General features: G+C 32.7%; 20 protein-coding genes and 2 tRNA genes. 14 read left to right on the forward strand and 8 right to left on the reverse strand.

Annotation, left to right across the window (positions count from 1 at the left end):
- Positions 1-19: 19 nt before the first annotated feature.
- Positions 20-781: an alpha/beta fold hydrolase gene (locus tag BMZ09_RS14240; RefSeq protein WP_090841825.1), complete on the reverse strand. Its 762-nt coding sequence runs from the start codon at positions 779-781 to the stop codon at positions 20-22.
- 6 nt (positions 782-787) lie between these two features.
- Entirely contained in the window at positions 788-1,501 is a 714-nt protein-coding gene (locus tag BMZ09_RS14245; RefSeq protein WP_090841827.1) for a pyridoxine 5'-phosphate synthase, read from the reverse strand.
- Positions 1,502-1,594: 93 nt separating this feature from the next.
- On the opposite strand from BMZ09_RS14245, the gene BMZ09_RS14250 reads away from it, so the two are divergent.
- The 8 genes from BMZ09_RS14250 to murI all read left to right on the forward strand — a co-directional run bounded on the left by BMZ09_RS14250 (position 1,595) and on the right by murI (position 9,882).
- Positions 1,595-2,254, forward strand: coding sequence for a CBS domain-containing protein (locus tag BMZ09_RS14250; RefSeq protein ID WP_090841829.1), 660 nt, complete (start codon positions 1,595-1,597; stop codon positions 2,252-2,254).
- Positions 2,255-2,256: 2 nt separating this feature from the next.
- Complete coding sequence (locus BMZ09_RS14255) at positions 2,257-3,126, forward strand: NAD kinase (RefSeq protein ID WP_232782613.1); 870 nt, start codon at positions 2,257-2,259, stop codon at positions 3,124-3,126.
- Between the two features lie 98 nt (positions 3,127-3,224).
- Positions 3,225-3,914 carry a type IX secretion system protein PorG gene (gene porG, locus BMZ09_RS14260; RefSeq protein ID WP_090841833.1) on the forward strand — a complete coding sequence of 230 codons (690 nt, stop codon included), beginning with the start codon at positions 3,225-3,227 and terminating at the stop codon, positions 3,912-3,914.
- Between the two features lie 58 nt (positions 3,915-3,972).
- Positions 3,973-4,656 (forward strand): isoprenyl transferase, encoded by a 684-nt coding sequence (locus BMZ09_RS14265; protein ID WP_394364791.1) that lies wholly within the window; start codon positions 3,973-3,975, stop codon positions 4,654-4,656.
- Positions 4,589-7,243, forward strand: coding sequence for a BamA/OMP85 family outer membrane protein (locus tag BMZ09_RS14270; RefSeq protein WP_090841835.1), 2,655 nt, complete (start codon positions 4,589-4,591; stop codon positions 7,241-7,243). The genes BMZ09_RS14265 and BMZ09_RS14270 overlap by 68 nt, the downstream gene beginning before the upstream one ends.
- Positions 7,244-7,475: 232 nt before the next feature.
- The gene (locus BMZ09_RS14275) at positions 7,476-8,483 is read left to right on the forward strand and encodes an OmpH family outer membrane protein (RefSeq protein WP_090841837.1); all 1,008 of its coding nucleotides are present in this window, start codon (positions 7,476-7,478) and stop codon (positions 8,481-8,483) included.
- A 43-nt stretch (positions 8,484-8,526) separates the two neighbouring features.
- The gene (locus BMZ09_RS14280) at positions 8,527-9,036 is read left to right on the forward strand and encodes an OmpH/Skp family outer membrane protein (protein ID WP_090841839.1); all 510 of its coding nucleotides are present in this window, start codon (positions 8,527-8,529) and stop codon (positions 9,034-9,036) included.
- Positions 9,037-9,102: 66 nt separating this feature from the next.
- Positions 9,103-9,882: a glutamate racemase gene (gene murI / locus BMZ09_RS14285; RefSeq protein ID WP_090841840.1), complete on the forward strand. Its 780-nt coding sequence runs from the start codon at positions 9,103-9,105 to the stop codon at positions 9,880-9,882.
- 208 nt (positions 9,883-10,090) lie between these two features.
- On the opposite strand, the gene rpsU is transcribed toward murI, so the two are convergent.
- The 4 genes from rpsU to BMZ09_RS14305 all read right to left on the reverse strand — a co-directional run bounded on the left by rpsU (position 10,091) and on the right by BMZ09_RS14305 (position 14,871).
- Complete coding sequence (rpsU, locus tag BMZ09_RS14290; RefSeq protein WP_090841842.1) at positions 10,091-10,285, reverse strand: 30S ribosomal protein S21; 195 nt, start codon at positions 10,283-10,285, stop codon at positions 10,091-10,093.
- Positions 10,286-10,388: 103 nt separating this feature from the next.
- Positions 10,389-11,252, reverse strand: a complete 864-nt coding sequence (locus BMZ09_RS14295) for a sigma-70 family RNA polymerase sigma factor (protein WP_090841843.1) — start codon at positions 11,250-11,252, stop codon at positions 10,389-10,391.
- A 161-nt stretch (positions 11,253-11,413) separates the two neighbouring features.
- Entirely contained in the window at positions 11,414-14,077 is a 2,664-nt protein-coding gene (locus tag BMZ09_RS14300; RefSeq protein ID WP_090841845.1) for an AsmA family protein, read from the reverse strand.
- An 89-nt stretch (positions 14,078-14,166) separates the two neighbouring features.
- The gene (locus BMZ09_RS14305; protein ID WP_090841848.1) at positions 14,167-14,871 is read right to left on the reverse strand and encodes a queuosine precursor transporter; all 705 of its coding nucleotides are present in this window, start codon (positions 14,869-14,871) and stop codon (positions 14,167-14,169) included.
- A 72-nt stretch (positions 14,872-14,943) separates the two neighbouring features.
- Here BMZ09_RS14305 and folK point away from each other — a divergent pair, with 72 nt between their 5' ends.
- Complete coding sequence (folK, locus tag BMZ09_RS14310) at positions 14,944-16,080, forward strand: 2-amino-4-hydroxy-6-hydroxymethyldihydropteridine diphosphokinase (protein ID WP_090841849.1); 1,137 nt, start codon at positions 14,944-14,946, stop codon at positions 16,078-16,080.
- A complete protein-coding gene (locus BMZ09_RS14315) occupies positions 16,070-16,552 on the forward strand; it encodes a GyrI-like domain-containing protein (RefSeq protein ID WP_090841851.1) in 483 nt (160 codons plus the stop codon). Before folK ends, BMZ09_RS14315 begins: the two co-directional genes overlap by 11 nt.
- A gap of 78 nt (positions 16,553-16,630) precedes the next feature.
- Here BMZ09_RS14315 and BMZ09_RS14320 read toward each other — a convergent pair whose 3' ends face one another.
- The gene (locus tag BMZ09_RS14320) at positions 16,631-17,167 is read right to left on the reverse strand and encodes an RNA methyltransferase (RefSeq protein ID WP_090841853.1); all 537 of its coding nucleotides are present in this window, start codon (positions 17,165-17,167) and stop codon (positions 16,631-16,633) included.
- A gap of 99 nt (positions 17,168-17,266) precedes the next feature.
- Between BMZ09_RS14320 and mutS the strand changes: the two genes are divergently transcribed.
- The 3 genes from mutS (at position 17,267) to BMZ09_RS14335 (ending at position 20,157) form a co-directional block, all read left to right on the forward strand.
- Complete coding sequence (gene mutS / locus BMZ09_RS14325) at positions 17,267-19,879, forward strand: DNA mismatch repair protein MutS (protein ID WP_090841855.1); 2,613 nt, start codon at positions 17,267-17,269, stop codon at positions 19,877-19,879.
- A gap of 95 nt (positions 19,880-19,974) precedes the next feature.
- Positions 19,975-20,046 (forward strand) — tRNA-Gly (locus tag BMZ09_RS14330).
- A gap of 27 nt (positions 20,047-20,073) precedes the next feature.
- Positions 20,074-20,157: transfer RNA gene (locus tag BMZ09_RS14335), tRNA-Leu, on the forward strand.
- 175 nt (positions 20,158-20,332) lie between these two features.
- Here the strand turns inward: BMZ09_RS14335 and BMZ09_RS16215 are convergent.
- Positions 20,333-20,821, reverse strand: a complete 489-nt coding sequence (locus tag BMZ09_RS16215) for a hypothetical protein (RefSeq protein WP_177183546.1) — start codon at positions 20,819-20,821, stop codon at positions 20,333-20,335.
- A gap of 408 nt (positions 20,822-21,229) precedes the next feature.
- Here BMZ09_RS16215 and BMZ09_RS14345 point away from each other — a divergent pair, with 408 nt between their 5' ends.
- The gene (locus tag BMZ09_RS14345; RefSeq protein ID WP_090841857.1) at positions 21,230-22,159 is read left to right on the forward strand and encodes a polysaccharide lyase family 7 protein; all 930 of its coding nucleotides are present in this window, start codon (positions 21,230-21,232) and stop codon (positions 22,157-22,159) included.
- Positions 22,160-22,212 lie beyond the last annotated feature (53 nt).

Raw genomic sequence — 22,212 nt, forward strand, 5'->3', positions numbered from 1 at the left:
AGGGTTTAGTTAATAGACTTTAATTTACAAAATTTGTTACAGCTTGATAAAAATCTTTTGGGTTTTCTGCATGTAACCAATGTCCTGCATTGGCAATAGTTATAATCTTAGCTTCAGGAAAATGATTTTTAATCAGGGTTTCATCTTGATTACCTATGTATTCACTTTTGTCACCTCGCAAAAATAAAGTATCTCCGTCAAATTTGGCGTGTAATGGAAGTGCTTCTCCAACTTCAGAAACATTTTCTGTTAACACATCTAAGTTTATTCTTAAGGCTAGTTTTCCTTTTTCGATCCAATATAGATTTTTTAGTAAAAACATGCGTGTACCTGCATCTGTTACATAATTTGCAAGTTGTTTGTCTGCTTGACCACGACTTTTTAAAGTGTCAAAATCTAAGCTGTTTAGACCGTCCAATATGGCATCATGATGGATTGGGTAAAAACGTGGAGAAATGTCAGCTATTATTAATTTGCTTACTAATTCTGGATATAGTGTTGCAAATAACATGGCTGTTTTTCCGCCCATGGAATGCCCTAAAAGTATGGCGTCCTTTATTTGGTGTGTGTCAAAGTAATTTTTTAAATCTTCGGCTAATGCTTCATAATAAAAAGCATCATCATGAAAACTACGACCGTGATTGCGCTGGTCTACCAAATGTACTTGAAAATGCTCAGCAAACTGATTACCTAACGTTTTCCAATTATCACTCATGCCTAAAAAACCATGAAGAATCACAAACGGTTTTCCTTCACCTATAATATTTGAATGTAACACCATACGTTTTTATTGTAATTTATTCTTGTACATATTAATCACATTTTCAACACCTAGATATAAACTTTCAGAAACCAAAGCATGTCCTATAGAGACTTCTAAAAGACCTGGCATATTTTGTTTAAAAAACTGAATGTTATCCAAAGATAAATCATGTCCGGCATTAACACCAAGTCCTAAGCTATTTGCTAATTCGGCACAAGCCGTATAAGGTTGTATGGCGTTTTGATTACCTAAACTATACTCATGCGCAAATGCTTCTGTGTATAATTCAATTCTATCTGTTCCTGTTGCTTTTGCTCCTTCGATTTGTGCTAAATCAGGATCTACAAATATGGATGTCCTGATACCTTTTTTCTTAAACTCAGCAATGACTTCGGTTAAAAACCCTTTATTTTTAATAGTATCCCAACCTGCATTACTAGTTAATGTATCAATACTATCTGGTACTAACGTGACTTGTGTAGGTTGTAACTCTAAAACCATATCCATAAACTTTGGAATTGGATTACCTTCTATATTATACTCCGTATGTACTACCGGTTTTAAATCATAGGCATCTTGATAGGTAATATGACGTTCGTCCGGTCTAGGATGTATGGTTACGCCTTCCGCTCCAAAACGTTGTACGTCTTTTGCAAACTGAACCACGTTTGGGGTGTTACCGCCACGAGAATTTCTTAAAGTAGCAATCTTATTGATGTTTACGCTTAATTTTGTCATAACTATACTATAATTTAAAACACAAAAATACAAAGTATAAGAGGCTTTTTGTGCTAATTTTTAATTAATTTGCAAAACAAAAGTTTTTATAAAATGAACCTTTCAGATTACGTAATAAATGATATAAAACCATTGCTAAACACGGGCTTAGTTAGTGATTTGCAACTGTTGTTTAACCAATTAACCTACTCTCATATTCCTATTGAAAATGAAGCGGGAGTTTATTTAGGATGTATCTCAGAGAATGACGCACATTGTTTTCAAAAAGTTGAGGTTATTTCTGATTGTGGATATGCTACCGAAGGTTTTTTTGTAAGAAACGATACTAATTGGTTAGATGTTTTAGAGGCGTTTGCCCAAAACTCCACTAATATTATGCCTGTTTTAGATAGCAGTAATAAGTATTTAGGGTATTATGAGCTTAATGATATTATTGGTTTGTTTAACGAAACACCTTTTTTTGCGGAGAACGGAGCGGTTTTAATCATAGAAAAAGGATTGATAGATTATTCGTTTAGCGAAATTAGTCAAATTGTAGAAAGCAATGATGGTAAGTTATATGGCGCTTTTATTTCTAAAATTGAAAACGATATTGCGCAAATTACTCTAAAAATAGGAAATGTTGGTTTAAGCGAAATGGTGCAAACCTTTAGGCGTTATAGCTATAATATAGTGTCAGGTCATGAGGAAGATAGTTATCTTGATGGTTTGAAAGAACGATCAGATTACCTTAATAAATACCTTAATATGTAATGGTGAAAGTTGCTGTTTATAGTCAATTTCAGAAAAAGAAACCATTAGCATCACTAGAAGTGTTATTAGATGTGTTTCAAAAAAAGAATATAGAGGTGGTTATTGAAGCTGCTTTTTATAAAGGTGTGTCGCCAAAGATTGAAGCCGATTATGCTACATTTATAACGTTAGATAACAGTTTTGACTTTCTGGTTAGTATTGGTGGTGATGGTACTATTTTAAGAGCAATAACTTTAGTTGGAGATTTAAATATCCCGATTGTTGGTGTTAATACCGGTCGTTTAGGATTTTTAGCTACGATCCAACATGAAGAGATTGAAGACGCGATCCAAAATATTTTAGATAAAAACTATTCAATCTCAGAACGCAGCTTACTTACTATTAAAAGTTCTGAGGATAATGCCGAAATTAATACTTGTAATTTTGCTTTAAACGAAATAGCTGTTAGTAGAAAAAATACAACTTCTATGATTACGGTTGAAACCGAATTAAATGGCGAGTATTTAACGTCGTATTGGAGTGATGGATTGATTATATCTACACCAACAGGATCCACAGGGTATTCTTTAAGTTGTGGTGGTCCCGTAATTACGCCTAACGCAGCAAGTTTAGTTTTAACGCCAATTGCACCGCATAATTTAAGTGCAAGACCGTTAGTTATTGAAGACTCTACAGTAATAACTTTAAAAGTAAATGGTAGAGAAAAGGAGCATTTAGTGTCTATGGATTCTAGAATTGCGACCTTAACTAACAAAACAACAATAACCATAAAAAAAGCCCCGTTTACTATCAAAATGATCGTTTTAAACAACGAAACTTTCTTGGATACACTCCGAAAAAAACTGCTTTGGGGAGAAGACAAGCGTAATTAAACAATAAAATCTTGTTAAATGTGTTTTTAAGTGTAACTATTTCAATCAAATTGTTATGGAGTAGTCTTATTTATTATATTTGCAAACTTTGAAGATTTATGAAGCAGTTTACCTTAGTCATACTAACATTTTTAAGCATACATTTTAGTAGTGCACAAATCAACGAGTTTGGGTTGTATTTGGGTGGTGCCAATTTTATAGGAGATGTTGGAGCTACAGATTATATTGCACCCAATCAATTAGCTATTGGAGCGATCTATAAATGGAATAGAAGCCCAAGACATTCTTACAGAGTGTCTTTAACTTTTGCTGACTTGGAAGGGATTGATACAAATTCTGATGATCCAAGTAGAGAAATAAGAGGTCTTGAGTTTAATAATCAAATCATAGAATTGACCGCAGGTGTCGAGTTTACTTTTTTTGATTTTAATTTGCATCAAGGCGGATTTATATACACACCTTACTTGTTTTCGGGCGTAAGTGCAATACAACACGATAGCTTATATTATGATAGTTTAGGAGACGTGCAAACGGAGGACTCTAGCAGTATTGCTATTGGTATACCTATGGTTGTGGGGTTTAAAGCTCTGGTTACACCTAATATTGTCTTGGCTTTAGAGGTTGGAGCACGTTATACGTTTTCGGATAATCTAGATGGTAGTGCACCAGACTCAAAAGAATTAGCTGATAGAAGTTTTGGAAATTTAAATAATAATGATTGGTATACATTTACAGGAGTAACATTAACGTATACTTTTGGAAAGAACCCATGTTATTGCGGATATTAATTTGAATATAGAAGATCACATACACAAGCAAAATTTGCCAAAGCATATCGCCATAATCATGGATGGTAATGGGCGTTGGGCAAAGCAAAAAGGAATGTTACGCGCTTTTGGCCATGAAAATGGAACTAAATCTGTGCGTCAAACAGTTGAGGCTTGTGCAGAATTAGGTATTAAACATTTGACTTTATACGCGTTTTCTACAGAAAATTGGAACCGACCTAAGTTAGAAGTGGATACGTTAATGCGATTATTAGTGTCTTCTCTTAAAAAAGAGATAAAGACCTTTAAGGACAATAATATTAAATTAAAAGCTATTGGTAATTTAAAATCATTGCCAAAAAAAGTATATAAAGAATTACAAGAAGTTATTGAATTAACTAAGGAAAATACGCACATGGATCTGACTTTAGCACTAAGCTATGGGTCTAGAGAAGAGCTATTAAATGCTGTTAAAGAAATCAGTACTAAAGTTAAAAATAATATAATTTCTACAGAAAGTATTGACGAATCGGTATTTAATGCACATCTTTACACGCAGAGTTTACCTGATGTTGATTTACTTATAAGGACAAGTGGAGAGCAACGTATTAGTAATTTTCTGCTATGGCAAATAGCCTACGCAGAGTTATATTTTACACCAGTACTTTGGCCAGACTTTACAAAGCAACATTTATATGAAGCTATTATTGAATATCAAAAAAGAGAACGACGATTTGGGAAAACCAGTGAACAAATTAGCTAAACAATTACCATTGAAAACAATATTAAACTACACTTTGTTAGTGATTACTTTTTTAAGTACGTTAACAATAAGCGCACAGGATTTAAGTTACGAAGACGGTAAGAAATATAATCTAGCAGAAATAACAGTTAAAGGAAATACTAGCTTTAGTGAGCAGACTATAATTGCCTATTCCGGTTTAAAAAAAGGAACAGAAATTATGGTTCCTGGTGAAGAAATTAGTGATGCCATAAAAAAATTATGGAAATCTAATTTATTTAGTGATATAGAAATGTATTTACTAAAGGTAGAAGGTGATAGTGCTTTTTTAGAAATAAGATTGTCAGATTTGCCAGAGCTTAAAGAGATTGTTATTACTGGTGTTAAAAAAGGTAAACACGAAACTATTTTAAAAGAAAATAAACTTTTAAGAGGAACAAAGGTTACTGAAAACTTAATTACAACTACAGAAAACTATTTAGAAAGCAAGTACAAGAAAAATGGTTTTCTTAATGCTAAGGTTAATGTAAATACTATCGAAGTTGTAAATGACTCTTTAGAAAAGCCTATAGTTAACATGATTGTTGCTATTAACAAAGGTGACAAAGTAAAAATTAAAAACATAGATTTTGAAGGGAATAGCGTTTTAAGTGATAAAAACCTTAGAAAAGCTATGAAAAACACTAAGAAGAAAAATCCAATTAGAGTTTTAAAGCGTTCAAAATTTATTGAAGCAGATTTTAAAGAAGATCTTACCAGTGTAGTCAATAAGTATAAAGAAATAGGATATAGAGATGCAAGAGTAATTTCTGATTCTCTAATTGACAACAACGATAAAACAGTATCTCTAAAAATTAAGGTTGAAGAAGGTGAGAAGTACACTTTTGGAGACATGACTTTTATTGGTAACACTGTTTATTCGGATGAGGCTTTAAGACGAAAGTTAAGAATTGTAAAAGGAGATACATATAATGGTGTAGAACTTCAAAAGCGTATTGCTGATGAAACTAAACCTGACGGAGATGATTTAACTAACTTATATCAAAACAACGGGTATTTATTTTCTACTATTAACCCAGTAGAAATTAATGCAGATGGTAATGTTATTGATATGGAAATTAGAATTTCTGAAGGTAAGCCAGTGTATTTTGACAGAGTAACAGTTGTTGGTAACCAAAAAACTAACGATCATGTTATCTATAGAGAAATTAGAACAAGACCAGGTGATTTATATAGTAAAGAAAATGTTGTAAGAACAATTAGAGAATTAAGTCAGTTAGGATTCTTTGATGCAGAGCAATTAACACCAAATTTTAAAAATCCAAATCCAGAAGAAGGTACAATTGACATGGAGTATGCTGTTGTAGAAGCAGGATCTAGTCAGATCGAACTTCAAGGAGGTTACGGTGGAGGTGGTTTTATTGGTACTTTAGGATTGTCTTTTAATAACTTTTCTATTAAAGATATCTTTAAAAAAGATGCTTATAAGCCAATACCAACAGGAGATGGTCAAAAATTAGCATTACGTTTACAAGCAAGTAGATTTTTCCAAACATATAGCTTCTCATTTTCAGAGCCATGGTTAGGAGGTAAAAAACCAGTACAGTTTTCTACATCTATTTCTCAAACAAAGCAATTTTTATATGATGCAACAACTGGTAATGCGGATAAGGACAGTCGTTTTAATATTACAGGTATAACATTTGGTTTAGCTAAGCGTTTATCAATTCCGGATGATTTCTTTACATTGTCTCAAGCGATAAGTTTTCAACATTACAATTTAAAAAACTATAATACAGGACTATTTACTTTTGGAGATGGGTATTCAAATAACTTGTCTTATACGTTAGGGCTAAGTAGAAATAATACGTTTAACGATCCAATTTTCCCAATGGGAGGGTCTAGTTTTTCTGCAACAGCAAAGTTCTCGTTACCATATTCAATATTTAATAGTACAGATTATAGTGCTTTAAAATCAGAAAGAGATACTAATGAAGCTATAGCTAATGATGCAGATGCTAATACTATTTTAAGAACAGCAGCAGCTAATAGGGTAAGTGAAATTGATCAAGAGCGTTATAAATGGTTGGAGTTTTATAAAATTAAATTTAAAGGAGATTGGTACACTAGACTAGTTGGTAAATTAGTATTACGTCCAAGTATAGAATTTGGTTTCTTAGGTGCTTATAACCAAGATAGAGGTGTTATTCCTTTTGAGCGTTTCTTTGTTGGAGGGGATGGTCTAGGAAGTTATAGTTTAGATGGTAGAGAAGCTGTTGCCTTACGTGGATATTCAAATCAAGCATTATCATCTGCTGATGGTGGTACTATTTATAATAAATTTTCTTTAGAGTTACGTTACCCTATTACCTTAAAGCAATCTGCTAAGATTTATGCGCTAGGGTTTTTAGAAGCAGGGGGATCTTATGATAATTTTAATGATTACGATCCATTTGCACTTAAGAGATCTGCAGGTTTAGGTTTAAGAATCTTCATGCCAGCATTTGGTTTATTAGGTATCGACTTTGGTCATGGGTTTGATCCACAGCCAGGAGAGACTTCTAAACATGGATGGGAAACACACTTTATAATTGGTCAACAATTTTAATTAATTATAGTTTAGCCCAATAAAACCAGTAAATTACAAACATCGTTTCTTTATTTTTTTATTTTTGGCACGATATTTTCTAATAACATTACAAGGATTTGATTAAAGAATTAATTTTTTTTAGAATTAAATTCGTTATTTTGAAAAAATTAACTCAAAAAATGACATTGGTATTATAATGTTTGTAATTAATTTGAGTTTATACTAAAGAAATATTTAAACAACATCCAAAATGAAATTAAAAGTTCTTATTGTATTGGTTATGTTAGCAGCAGGTTTTTCTGCTAATGCTCAACGTGGAGTTAGAATTGGTTATATAGATACTGAGTATATTTTAGAAAACATTCCAGAATATACAGAAGCTACAGGTCAATTAGAGAACAAAGTTCAGAAATGGAAAGCTGAAATTGAAACAAAGCTTAACGAAGTAAAATTAAAACGTGAGTCTTTAAATAATGAAAAAGCATTATTGACAAAAGAGTTAATTGAAGAACGTGAAGAAGATATTGTTTTTGAAGAAAAAGAAATCTTAGATTATCAGCAAAAACGTTTTGGTCCTAATGGAGATTTAATGCTTCAGAAAAGACAATTAATGCAGCCTGTGCAAGATCAGATTTTTCAGGCAGTACAAGATATTGCAAAAGCAAAGAAATATGATTTTGTTTTTGATAAGTCAGCAGACGTAGTTATGTTATATTCTGCAGAACGTTTTGATATGAGTGAGTTAATTATTAGAACAATCTCTAGAGCATCAAAACGTACCCAGGCTAAAAATAAGGCGGAACGTAAAAATGCAAAGGCTGAAGATGTAGTAGTTGAGATTAACGAAGAAAAGGAATCACGTCAAAAAGCAATAGACGAGAAGAATGCAGAGCGTGCAACTGCAGCTGAATTAAGAAAGAAAGAGATTTTAGATGCTAGAGAAGCTAAGAAAAAAGAAGCTGCTGACAGAAGAGCTAAGATTTTAGAAGAACGTGCAAAAGCAAGAGAAGATAAGTTAAAAGAAAGAAGTGGTGATCAAACAGAAACAGATAAGCCAAGTGTTGCTGATGATACCCAAAAAGATAGCCAAGAAGCAGCAGCTAAGTCAAGTGCTGATATTCTTGAAGAAAAAAGATTAAAAAGACTAGCGGATAGAGAAGCAAGAAAAGCTGAATTAGAAGCTAGAAAACAAAAAATCTTAGATGACCGTAAGAAAGCTAAAGAAGAAAATCAGAGCGGAGAAGACGAAGACAACTAAGACTAATACAAATAATTTATAACACACAAATACTATTTTAAAAATGAAACAATTCAAGACACTTTTATTTGCAGCAGCCTTATTTATTGGAGCGACAAGTTTTACTAACGCTCAGACTAAAGTTGCACATGTTGACACACAAAAACTTGTTGCGTCTATGCCAGCAATGAAAGCTGCTCAGTCAGAGATGGAGAAAATGGGAAAGACATTTGAAGCAGATATCCAAGAAATGGTAAAAGAATACCAAGCTAAAGCAAAATTATACGAAGCAGAAGCAGCTACAAAAACTAACGAGCAAAATCAATCTCGTGGTGAAGAGTTACAAGGAATGCAACAAAGTATCCGTCAGTATCAAGCAGACGCACAAACACAATTACAGAAAAAAGAATTTGACTTATTAAAGCCAATTACTGAAAAAGCGAAAGCAGCTATTTTAAAAGTTGGAACAGCACAAGGTTTTAACTATGTTTTAGATTCTTCTGAAAGTTCAGGTGTAATTATGGCTTCTGGTAAAGATTTATTATCTGATGTACAAAAAGAATTAGGATTTTAATTAGAATTCCTTTTAAATTAAAATTAAGCTGCCTAAATTTAGGCAGCTTTTTTTATGCTTAATTATATGAATAAACAACCTATAGGTATTTTTGATTCTGGAGTAGGAGGGACTTCTATATGGAAGGCGATACATGCATTGCTTTCAAAGGAGAATACAATCTATTTAGCAGACAGTGCAAATGCGCCTTATGGACCAAAAGGTAAGGAGGCTATTTTAGCGCTCTCTGAAAAAAATACTGAGTATTTACTTAATCAGAACTGTAAGTTGATTGTAGTGGCTTGTAATACGGCTACAACTAATGCTATTAGCTACTTAAGGCAAAAGTATGATGTGCCTTTTATTGGCATAGAGCCTGCTATAAAACCAGCTGCTTTACAAACTAAAACAAAAGCGATAGGCGTCTTAGCTACAAGAGGGACGCTAACTAGTCAATTGTTTTGTGATACAGCACAGTTGTATAGTAATGGTATTAAGATTATAGAGCAAGAAGGAGAAGGTATTGTACAGTTGATAGAAAGTGGTCACATTGACTCTGATCAAATGACAATGCTTCTTAAAACTTATTTAAAACCAATGTTAGCAGCTAATATAGATTATCTAGTCCTGGGCTGTACGCATTATCCATATCTAATTAGGCAACTATTGTCATTATTGCCTTCTCATGTAAAAATCATTGATTCAGGAGAAGCAGTAGCAAAACAAACAAAAGCAGTTTTAGAGCAACATAACTTATTAAATTTAAGTGATAGCAAGTCTGTGTTACAGTTTTACTCTAATGGTAATCCATTAGTAATGGAGAGTTTATTGGGAGATCCATACAAAGTAGACTATCTTAAGTTCTAAAATCCAATCAAAATGCGACTGTATGTTTTGATTGTTAATTCTAAATTTTATGCACAACTTATTTATATCAGTTGTTTTTAATAATCGCCTGAGGTAACTTTATGTTACAATGACTAGTTAAGAAAACAATTAATGTAATATGTTTTAAACAACAAAAAAACCACGACATTTTAAAATGCGTGGTTTTTTTATATAAAAGAAAAGTTATTTATATATTCTCTGCGTCTCTAAGACCTTGAATATAACTAGCTTTTTGAATCTGACGTCTGTTCTTTACAGATGGTTTTGTAAAGTATTGCTTGTCTCTTAAGTTTTGCATAACTTTTACATTTCTGTGCTTACGTTTGTAACGTTTTAGAGCACGTTCTATGTTTTCACCTTCTTTAATTTCAATTCTTAACATATCTAAATTTTAAATCTGGTGCAAATATCAATTAAATTAAAATATAATTCAAATTAATAATGCACTTTTTTTGTTATTTAATAGACTAAAGCGTTATTTAGGTTTATCCTAAATACGTTTTTAGTATTTTACTCTTAGAAGTTTGACGTAAACGTCTGATTCCTTTTTCTCTAATTTGTCTTACACGCTCACGTGTTAAGTCAAAAGTACGACCTATTTCGTCTAATGTCATTGCTGGTTGATCGCTCAATCCAAAGTTAAGTCTAATAACATCACTTTCTCTAGGAGTTAGTGTTTCTAATGCTCTATCAATCTCAGTGTTTAAAGATTCGCGCATTAAGTTGTTATCAGGGTTTGGAGACTCGTTAGAGCTAACTAAGTCATATAAGCTATAATCTTCACCTTCTTTTAAAGGCGCATCCATAGAGACGTGTCTACTAGAGATTTTCATAGATTGCTTAACATCACTAATTGTTAAATCTAATTCTTTTGCAATCTCAGATGCACTTGGAGGTCTTTGATTGACTTGCTCTAAGTGAGAGGTTACTTTTCTTATTTTGTTTATTGATCCAATTTTGTTTAATGGAAGTCTTACAATTCTAGATTGTTCTGCTAAAGCAGATAAAATTGCTTGTCTAATCCACCATACTGCATAGGATATAAATTTAAAACCTCTGGTTTCGTCAAATCGCTTTGCTGCTTTTACTAATCCAGCATTACCTTCGTTAATTAAATCTGGTAATGTTAAACCCTGGTTTTGGTATTGCTTTGCAACAGAGACTACGAAACGTAAGTTAGCAGTGGTTAATAAATCCAAAGATTTTTGACACCCTTCTCTAATCTTCTGTGCCAATTCAACTTCCTCCTCAGCGGTAATCATGGGAAGTTTGCTTATATCTTGTAGGTATTTATCTAGTGATTTTGACTCACGGTTGGTAACTTGCTTGGTAATTTTTAATTGCCTCATTCAGTCCGGATTATTTAATGTTATAGGTACAATGTAATGCTTTTATTGACATTTCCAAATAATTAACATATTCTTTTGAAATAAAAGCTCAAACGATTAAAATTCTGAAAAAAAAGACATAGTAACGATAAATAATTGTTAAAATTTAAAAATCTAACGTTTTACTCTTTCTTTTTACCAAATAGTCCTTTTATAACGTCTTTTACTTGTGTTTTTGGTTTAATGGAATCTGTTGATGTACTATCTTTAGGTTTGTTGTTATTTAGAATTCCTCCTAAAACATCGTTAACTACAGTGTTGGTTTGAGTGCTTGTGCTGTCTTTTGGTGTGTTTCCTCCAAGTATGCCTCCAACAACATCTGTGAGTTTGTCTTTACCTTTATTAATTAATTTTTGTTTTTCAATTTCTATTAATTGCGTGGTTAAATTTTTAACTCCGCTAGTTAAATCTGTAGTTACCTGTGGTTTTAATGTATTACCAGAAATAGATGCAGTTACGGGGATGGTTAAGGTATTTACAGCAGGGTCATTAATTTTATTTATCAGGTTGTTTACATCGCTACCTAAATATTTTGCAGGAACATCAAGTACTATTTGGTAATTCATGGTGTTGCTAAACGTATGTGATCCGCCAACCGTCATTTTAATATCTTTATATTTTATATCAAATGGCTTAACTGTTACTTGTCCGTTATCAAATGATAATTTGGTTTGCAGGTCTTTTAAATCCAGTTTGCTAAAATCTAAAAAGTTAAGCTTACTTTCTAACATAGAAAATAGTTGTTCATTTTTAGGTTCAATTTTAGTTGTAAGTAATTCCGCGAAAGCGTCACCTGTTATACTGTTTAATAACGGTGTGAAATCATCACCTAAGCTTCCTGATAAATTAATCGTACTGTTTAATTTACCTTCTAATATTTTGGTTATCGGAGCTAATGCTTTTAGTAAATTTAAGTCATTAAACGATTGAGCGATATCAAAGTTTTTAGCACCAACATTCATATTAAAAGTTGGCTTTGTGCTTTTAGTATCCACAAGTCCTTCTAGGGTTAGGTTTCCGTTAAATATGCTAGAGGTAACGTTTTTTAGTTGTGCTTTTTCGTCTGCTATTTTAAGATCTCCTTTGACATCTTTTAATATTAGATTATCATAATAAACTGTTTTTGCATCTGCTGTTATGCTGCAGTCTAAAAAAGCGGGTATTTTTAATGCAGTTGCAGGTTCTGTACTTTGATTTACTGGGGCGTCGCTACCACCTTCTACCATAAAATCACTTATTTTAAATACATTAGATTTTACGTTAAAGTCTCCTTGTAGTTTTTTATCACTTAATAAAAATCCTAGTAAGTTATTTATAGTCCCAGTTGCATTTAGGTCAGTATCTCCTGTTGTAGCTATAAATTGGTCTAAGGTAATCGTGCCCGGATTAAAATTTACTGCTGCTTTTGTTATGTTTATTGGGTTAACGATATCTGCTGATGAAAACACAAAATCAGAAACACTTATAGCACCATTGTTTTTAATACGTGTGTATGCATTTGTTTCGATTGCATTCATATCAAAATTAGTATTAAGATCTGCTTTTAAAATACCTTCTAGTTTATTGGTTAACTCTATAGGGTATGCTTTTGTCAAGTTACCTAGATTTAAAACACCATCTAAATGCGCGTCTACTAACATGTTTTTGGTTAAATTTTTAATAGTTGCAGAACTTTTGAATTCGTCTTCATCTATTTTAAAATTTAAAGTATTTATTTTAACGTACGTATCATCCGTAATACCTGTTTCGTTTTTAATTTCAACATTAATACTAATATTCTCGACACGTTTTGGAAGGTCGTCAAACTTGAAAGACGCATTATTAGAAAGGATATTGATATCTAAGGTTGGTATTTTAGTTTCTGTAACTTCTCCTTTAATTACTCCATTGATTTTAAAATTTCCGGTAGTATCTACATTGTCTAAGTTTTTAGCGTAACTTTTAGGTATAACTGCCAAAAAGTCCTTGAAAGTAGATCCTGGATTTTCAAAAGAAATATCAATATTTTGTCCAGCTTCTATTAATTGAACAAATCCTTTAAATTCTAAAGGTAAATCATTAATTAAGGCTTTATTTTCTTTAAAAGTATATTTACTGTTTGCTAGATCTAAGTCAATTAAAGCATCTAGTTTTAAGCTATTATTACTTAAGTACTCTGTGCCATCCATGCTAAAAGAAACGTTGGCTTCTGTATTTGTATCTAGTTCTGATAAATTTCCTGAAAAGATTCCTTTTCCAGAGTGGTTTAAATTTGCGATTTTGAAAATAGTTATAGTGCTTTCGTCTAAATAATTAAAAGCGCTATTAGTAATCTTATAGCTTTCGATGTCAAAAGCAAAACCAGTGCTATCTGCATTTGTAGTACTAGTTTTGGTGTTGTTTGGTTTAGCTATGCCCCAATTTACAGCGCCAACTGCATTTGTTTTTAGATTTACAAGTGCATTGTCAATAGCTATAGCGTTTACAATTAATGGTTCTTCATCCATTTTTTTAAACAATTCCTTAATGGACATGTCTAAAGATAAAAAATCGATTTTTGCTAAAGTATCATTTTTAAAAGGCTCGAAAGTAGTTATAGTAAGGTTGTCTAATGTGACGTTAGCTTGCGGAAAGCTACTAATAAAACTTAAATTTACATCGTCAAAAGTGACGGTAGCATTAACATTTTGATTAATGTAAGTGCGCACCATATCCTTGATTTGGTTTTGGAAAATAAATGGACTTGCAATTAATAATGCTATTAGTATTAGTAATGATATACCTACTATTTTAAGTTTTTTCTTCATCAAATTATCTGTTTGTTTACAATTTATTTACGCTTAATCTAGCTAAATAGTTGCCCAAACAAAAGTATTTAATAAAAGTTTAGCATTTGTTAAACCAGTTGTATTTCTTCGTTTGTTTTAAGCTTGAAACGTTTTCTAAAAAGGTAAACACCTAAATATAAAAACGGAGTATCTAATATGGCTATTAGTACTTTAAAAATAAAACCGCTAATTAGTAAGCCGGCAAATCTGTCCCAACTAATCTCTCCAAACGAACACAGTAAAAATAGTACAGAAAACGTGTCTACAAATTGAGATAAAAAGGTTGAGAAGTTATTACGTAGCCAAAGGTGTTTGCCTTTAGTGATCCGTTTCCAAAAATGATATATCTGAATGTCTACTAATTGTGCAAGGAGATACGCCATCATGCTGGCAAAAACAGCAATCATGGTGTTTCCAAAAACAGTTGAGAATAAATTATCGCCAACGGGAGACCAGCTTGTAGCGGATACGGCATTGGCGGAGTACACAATTAAAAGAGAAAAAACAGAAGCAAATATGCCACCAATTACAATTTGGTTGGCGCGTTTTTTACCATAAATCTCGCTTATTAAATCGGTAATTAAAAAAGTGATTGGGTAAGGTAGTATTCCAACGGAAATCTCAAATAGTTTAGCGCCAAAAATGTTAATATCCAATGGGTACCAATAAAAAAACTTTTGAAATATAAGGTTAGAAACGACTAGAGAGGTTATAAAAAGCGCACCTAGAAGCAGATAGATTTTTTGAGCAAGTAATTTGTCTTTTAAGGTCATAAAAACTTATTAACAGATTTGATAAAGATAAGAACTAAGTGAATTTCTTTTAGTTATTTTGCTGAAGAAATTATGCAAGAGATCAAAACCGTACACATAGCACTAGGAAGTAATAAAGGCGATAAGTTTAAAAACTTGCAAAACGCTGTGGATGCTATATTTGCGGAAATAGGTAACATAGTCAGTATTGCTAAAGTGTATCAAAGCAAAGCTAGTGGTTTTGAAGGTGATGATTTTTTAAATACATGTATTGCGGTAAGCACTTTGCTAAAACCTAAAAAAGTACTGAGTGTATTGTTGCAAATTGAAAAAAAATTAGGACGAACTCCAAAACAGTCCGAAGGGTATGAGTCTAGAGTAATAGATCTTGATATTATCTTTTTTGAAGATGAAATTATAGCAGAAAAAAATCTAATTATTCCACATCCTGAAGCGCATAAAAGACGTTTTGTTTTAGAGCCTCTTCAATTAATTGCAGGAGATGTTATGCATCCAGAATTAGAGTTATCAGTTTCTGATCTGTTAGCTAATTGTGAGGATACAGTTGCATTAGAGCAGATTAAGATTTGGTTAAAGAACCCTAATAAGCAATTTGATTTTTCTAAACATAATTATATTGCTATCGAAGGTAATATTGGTGCAGGAAAAACAAGTTTAACTACTCAGATATCTAAAGACTTTAATGCTAAACTTGTTTTAGAGCGTTTTGCAGATAATCCGTTTTTGCCAAAATTTTATAAGGAGCCGCAACGATACGCGTTTACTTTAGAGATGTCTTTTCTTGCAGATCGATATCAGCAAATTACTGACGACTTAGGGCAATTGGATTTGTTTAAGGATTTTATTGTCAGTGATTATGATGTGTTTAAATCCTTGATTTTTTCTAAAATAACACTGCAGCCAGACGAGTTTAAGTTGTATCGTAAGCTGTTTTACTTAATGTATAAAGACATTGCAAAGCCAGATTTATATGTGTATTTATATCAAAACACAGAGCGTTTGCAGGCTAATATTAAAAAACGTGGACGTAAATACGAAAGTGATATCGAGGATGAGTATTTAGATAAAATTAATGCGGGTTACTTAGATTTTCTTAAAAGTCAAACCGATTTTAACGTCAAAATAATTGATATTTCTGACAAAGATTTTGTGAAATATAGAGCGGATTATTTATGGTTATTAGATCAAATTTGTAGTGATGACGCCTAAAATAATTGCATCCGAAGCTATTTTGATTGTTGGTTTAAAAGCAGACTTGTCTTTTATGACTAATGCTCAAGGTACAGGTAATTTGGCTAGACAATTTATGCCTAAACGTAATCAGATTTTAAATCGTGTTGGGACTGATAAGTTTTCAATTCAGATTTACAATCAATTTGATTTAAAGACAATGTCTCCAAATACGGTTTACGAAAAGTGGGTGGGAGTAGCGGTGTCTGATTTTAAATCTATTCCAGAGGGTTTGGAAACATTAACTATAAATGAAGCTAAGTATGCTGTTTTTAATTTTGAAGGAAAGCCAGAAGAGTTTCTAAAGACTTGGCAGGCTATACATACTGGTTGGTTGCCAAATTCAGGATATAAATTAGACGATAAACCTCATTTTGAAAAACTTCCAGAAGATTACCATCCCTCTAATGCTTTTGTAAAAGAGGAAATTTGGGTGCCAATTAAAGACTAGTTTTTAAAATGTTAAGGTTGTTTCGGTTTTGTAATCTATCACAAATAAGTAAAAGGGATTGGTTAGGTAGGCGGCTTTTTATGCTTTAGCTTTCAGTTTACTAAACAAATCCCAAGTAACAACACCACAACTAACACTTATGTTTAGTGAGTGTTTAGTTCCAAATTGAGGGATTTCAATAACAACATCGCTTGCTGTAACAACATCTTGAGCTACACCTTTTACTTCATTACCAAAAACTAAAGCGTATTTTGTATTGTCTTCAACTTTAAAATCGTCTAACATTGTTGCGTTTTCAGCTTGCTCAATAGCGCAAATAGTGACATTTTCAGATTTTAATTTTTCAACCAAATCCATCGTATTTTCAACATATTCCCAAGCTACGGTGTCAGTGCTGCCTAAAGCTGTTTTGTGTATGTCTTTATGTGGCGGCGTAGCAGTAATTCCGCAGAGATAAATTTTTTCAACTAAAAAAGCATCACTAGTCCTAAACACACTCCCAATATTATTTAAACTTCTAATGTTGTCTAAAACAATAATTATTGGTGTTTTTTCGGCAGATTTAAAGTCATCAACACTTAATCGGTCTAATTCGCTGTTTTTTAGTTTTCTCATCAAAATAATTGTGAATAATTATCAATAACTAAACTTAAATAGACTTCTTAAAAAATCAATATTTAGTTACATTGCAAACTTAATAAAAACGTATATCCTTTGGCAACAAAAAGCAAAAAAGTCACTCCGTTAATGAAGCAATACAATGCCATCAAGGCTAAGTATCCTGATGCAATGTTATTATTTAGAGTAGGGGATTTTTATGAGACCTTTGGTAAAGATGCTATAAAAGCAGCTGGAATTTTAGGAATAACACTTACTAAAAGAGGCGCAGGTAGTGAAAGCGAAATAGAACTAGCAGGTTTTCCGCATCATTCTATAAACACGTATCTACCTAAGTTAGTTAAGGCTGGAGAGCGTGTTGCAATCTGTGACCAACTAGAAGATCCAAAGCAGACCAAAACTATTGTAAAACGTGGTGTGACAGAATTGGTAACACCAGGAGTAGCTTTAAATGACGAAGTGCTGCACTCTAAAACCAATAACTTTTTATGTTCTGTATACTTTGGTAAAGTCAATATTGGGATTTCGTTTTTAGATATTTCAACAGGAGAGTTTTTAACCTCACAAGGAAATCAAGAGTATATAGATAAGCTCCTTCAAAATTTTAGTCCAAGTGAAGTTTTAGTAGCAAAACCAAAACGTAACACATTTACAGATTATTTTGGAGCTGATTTTCATACCTTTAATTTAGAAGATTGGGTATATCAAACGGATTATGCTAATGAGACGTTGTTAAAACATTTTGATACTAAGTCTTTAAAAGGATTTGGGATAGAAAATTTAAAAGAAGGTATTATTGCTTCGGGCTCTATACTTCATTATTTAGGCGAAACACAGCATAACAAACTAGAACATATATCGTCAATTTCTCGTATTGCAGAGGACGATTATGTTTGGATGGACCGTTTTACTATCCGAAACTTAGAGCTATATAATTCTACTAATAACAATGCAGTAACATTGTTAAATATTATAGACAAGACTATTTCTCCAATGGGAGGGCGTCTTTTAAAACGTTGGTTAGCGCTACCTTTAAAGCAGATTGATCAAATCAAACAACGTCATGAGGTGGTGTCATATTTAAAAACGGATGGTGTCGTATTGGATAAGATTCAGCATCATATTAAATTAATAGGCGATTTAGAACGTTTGATTTCTAAAATAGCAACGCAAAAGGTTAGTCCACGAGAAGTAATTCAACTTAAAAATTCTTTAGAAGCTATAATTCCTATAAAGGAATTGTCTTCTAATTGCGATAATGAATCGCTTAAAGTTATTGGGGATAATTTACAGAGCTGTGATGTGCTTCGCGAAAAAATTAAAGAAACATTAAACGAGGAAGCTCCTGTAAATATTTTAAAAGGAAGTTCTATTGCTGCAGGCTTTTCTGCAGAGTTGGATGAGCTTAGAGCATTGTCTACCTCAGGAAAAGATTATTTAGATAAAATGCTACAACGCGAAAGTGAGCGTACAGGGATTACGTCCTTAAAAATTGCATCTAATAATGTTTTTGGGTATTATATAGAAGTAAGAAATACACATAAAGATAAAGTTCCGGAAGAGTGGATCCGTAAACAGACCTTAGTAAACGCAGAGCGTTATATTACGGAAGAGCTAAAAGAATACGAAGCTAAGATTTTAGGCGCAGAAGAGCGTATCATGGCAATCGAGCAAAAGTTATTTGCTGATTTGGTACAATGGATGAATCAGTACATAAAGCCCGTACAACAAAACGCATATTTAATTGCTAAAGTAGATTGCTTATGTGGTTTTACACAATTAGCATCAGATAATAATTATGTGTATCCTACTTTAGATGAGTCTCACGATTTAGATATTGTGGACGGACGTCACCCGGTAATTGAAAAGCAATTACCAATAGGCGAGCCATATATTGCTAATAATGTGTTTTTGGATAGAGAAGCGCAACAAGTGATTATGATTACGGGGCCAAACATGTCTGGTAAGTCAGCTATTTTGCGTCAAACAGCTTTAATAGTACTGTTGGCTCAAATAGGAAGTTTTGTGCCCGCAAAAGCAGCTAGAATAGGTGTGGTAGATAAAATATTTACACGTGTTGGTGCTAGTGATAACATATCGATGGGAGAGTCTACGTTTATGGTAGAGATGAATGAAACCGCATCGATCTTAAATAACATCTCAGACCGTAGTTTAGTCTTGTTAGATGAAATTGGAAGAGGAACAAGTACTTATGACGGAATATCTATTGCTTGGGCTATTAGCGAGTATCTTCATGAGCACCCAGCAAAGCCTAAAACGTTATTTGCAACACACTATCATGAGTTAAATGAAATGACGGAGACCTTTGAGCGTATTAAAAACTTTAATGTGTCCGTAAAAGAGTTAAAAGATAATGTGCTGTTTTTACGTAAGCTTGTTGAAGGTGGTAGCGAACATAGTTTTGGTATACATGTCGCAAAAATGGCAGGAATGCCACAACAGGTATTAAGACGCGCAAATCAGATCCTTAAAAAACTTGAGAAAAGTCATTCAAGCGAAGAATTGACAGATAAAGTAAAATCTATGCAAGATGAAATGCAATTAAGTTTCTTTAATTTGGACGATCCATTACTTGAAAACATAAAAGAAGAGATCTTACATATCGATATTGACACCTTAACACCGGTTGAAGCCTTGATGAAGCTAAATGAGATCAAACGTATGTTGGTGAAAAAGAAGCAAGTATAAATTATTTTAAAATTTTTTCAAAAAAAGCTTTGTACTTCGTATAAAAGTTCTAAATTTGCAACCGCAATACGATATTGCACGTTCATACAAAGACTGCGAAAGTAGCTCAGGGGTAGAGCATCACCTTGCCAAGGTGGGGGTCGCGGGTTCAAATCCCGTCTTTCGCTCTGAGACTTTCTTTATAATATACCAATGCTGAAGTGGTGGAATTGGTAGACACGTTGGACTTAAAATCCAATGTCCATTAGGACGTACGGGTTCAAGTCCCGTCTTCAGTACTAGACCTCTTGTTAATCATAGATTTTCAAGAGGTTTTTTTATGCAATAAACTTAACCTTTTAATAGGCGTGATATAGTTGCTTATATTTTTTAAGTAATGCCATAAAAAAACCTTATCAAATATTTGATAAGGTTTTTTTTGCTTGTAAAACAAGACTGTTATTTAAAACGGTCTTAGTTCATTTTCTTTTTTAGGTCTTTTCCTGCTTGTTCAACAGCGCTTCCTGTTTTAGCAGCAGCTTCTTTTGTTGCATTGGCAGCATCAGTACCCATTTTTTTAGCACCGTCTACAGCGTCAGTACCCATTTGTTTTGCACCATCAACTGCATCAGTAGCTAATTTTTTAGCACCTTCAGCTGTGTTCTTTACTGCATCACCTGTTGCATTAGCAGCATCCTTTACAGCGTCTCCTGTTGCGTTAGCAGCGTCGTTTAAAGCATCACCTGTTGCGTTAGCCGCATCTTTTACAGCGTCTCCAGTAGCGTTAGCAGCATCACCTAAAGCATCACCTGTTGCATTAGCAGCGTCTTTTACAGCGTCACCAGTTGCGTTAGCAGCGTTTTCTAATGTGTTTCCTGCTTTCTCAGCATTCTCTTTTACTTCTCTACAAGAAGTGAATAATACAGCAGTAACAAGAACTGCACTTAATAATACTTTTTTCATTGTTTCCTATTTTAGTGTTATAATGTCAAAATTAACAAGTTAATTGTAAAATACTATTCTATTTATAACAAAATTTTAACATTTGGTCATTTAATGCCCGTTTTAGAGGTGTTTAGGTGGCTTTCAGAATGGATAGTTTGGCTTTGTTGCGTTTTCTGTTGTTAAATACATGGCTTTAGTGAATCTTTATGTCAAGTAAAAACGTTACAACAGCTTGATTAGTTCAATTTAATAATAATTAAAGAACTACTACTTATTTTTGCTTAAAAGTGAGGTTTTGATATCTTTTTCAAGCGACTTATTGAGGAATAATTAGTTTTGTATACTATTTATTGAGTTTATTGTTTTATTGGTGTTATAAAATACCCTATATTTGGTAAACCAGATTGGTAAACCAATTACTATATTATGAAGAAATTACAGATTCATTTGTTGTTAATGTTAGTTTTTTGCGCTTGTAGCAGTGATGAGCAATCAGTGTCTACTGATACGATGTCGCAGCCGACATTAGTTAATGATAATGAGCCTGAAGATACTGATTCAGACGTCGATGCTACAACCTATGCAGACATCAATTTTACTAACTGGAAAGTAACCTTACCTATAGATGAAAACAATAATGGGAGTCCGGATGAATACCAACCGTCTCAATTAGTCAATTTTGGATACCAAACTTTAGCACCTGTAATGCCTTATATGTATGATGACGAATCTGATGCGTCATTAATGTTTTATACATTTCCAGATATTTCAACATCAAATAGCTCTTTTTCAAGAACCGAATTAAGAGAGCTTATTAATCCTGATAGTTCTAGTGATAATTGGACGTTGCTGGAAGGAGGAGAAATGGTAGGGCGTTTAAAAGTCACGTCTGTATCAGAAAACACACAATCTAGTGATGATTATCATAAAGTAATAGTCATGCAAATTCATGGTGTTATTTCTCCGGAAGATATGAGTGTTCATGGTTTTTCATCCAATAATGGCCCGCCTTTAATTAAAATTTATTGGAAAGATGGTTATGTTTGGTCCCATAAAAAATCACTAATAGATGAAGCCACTTCTGGTGATGATTTGTTAGAAACATCAAATAATACGTGGGCAGATATTAAAGTAAATTTAGGTTACGTGGGTAATGATGCTTTTGATTTTAGAATTACAGCAAGTGATGCTAAAATTGTGGTTCAATTAAATACAAATACACCTCATATCTATGAAGATATTAGTTTAGACAAATGGCCTTATCAAAACTACTTTAAAGCAGGTAATTATTTAACAACTACAGATGCAGATGCATTTTCTTATGTTAAATACTACAATTTAAATGTCACACATTAAGCTATAAAAATTTAAGGCCTTTTAATACAAAAGGCTTTTTTGTATTAAAAATA

It is taken from the genome of Olleya namhaensis (genome assembly GCF_900114005.1).
In the GTDB taxonomy this organism is placed as follows: domain Bacteria; phylum Bacteroidota; class Bacteroidia; order Flavobacteriales; family Flavobacteriaceae; genus Olleya; species Olleya namhaensis.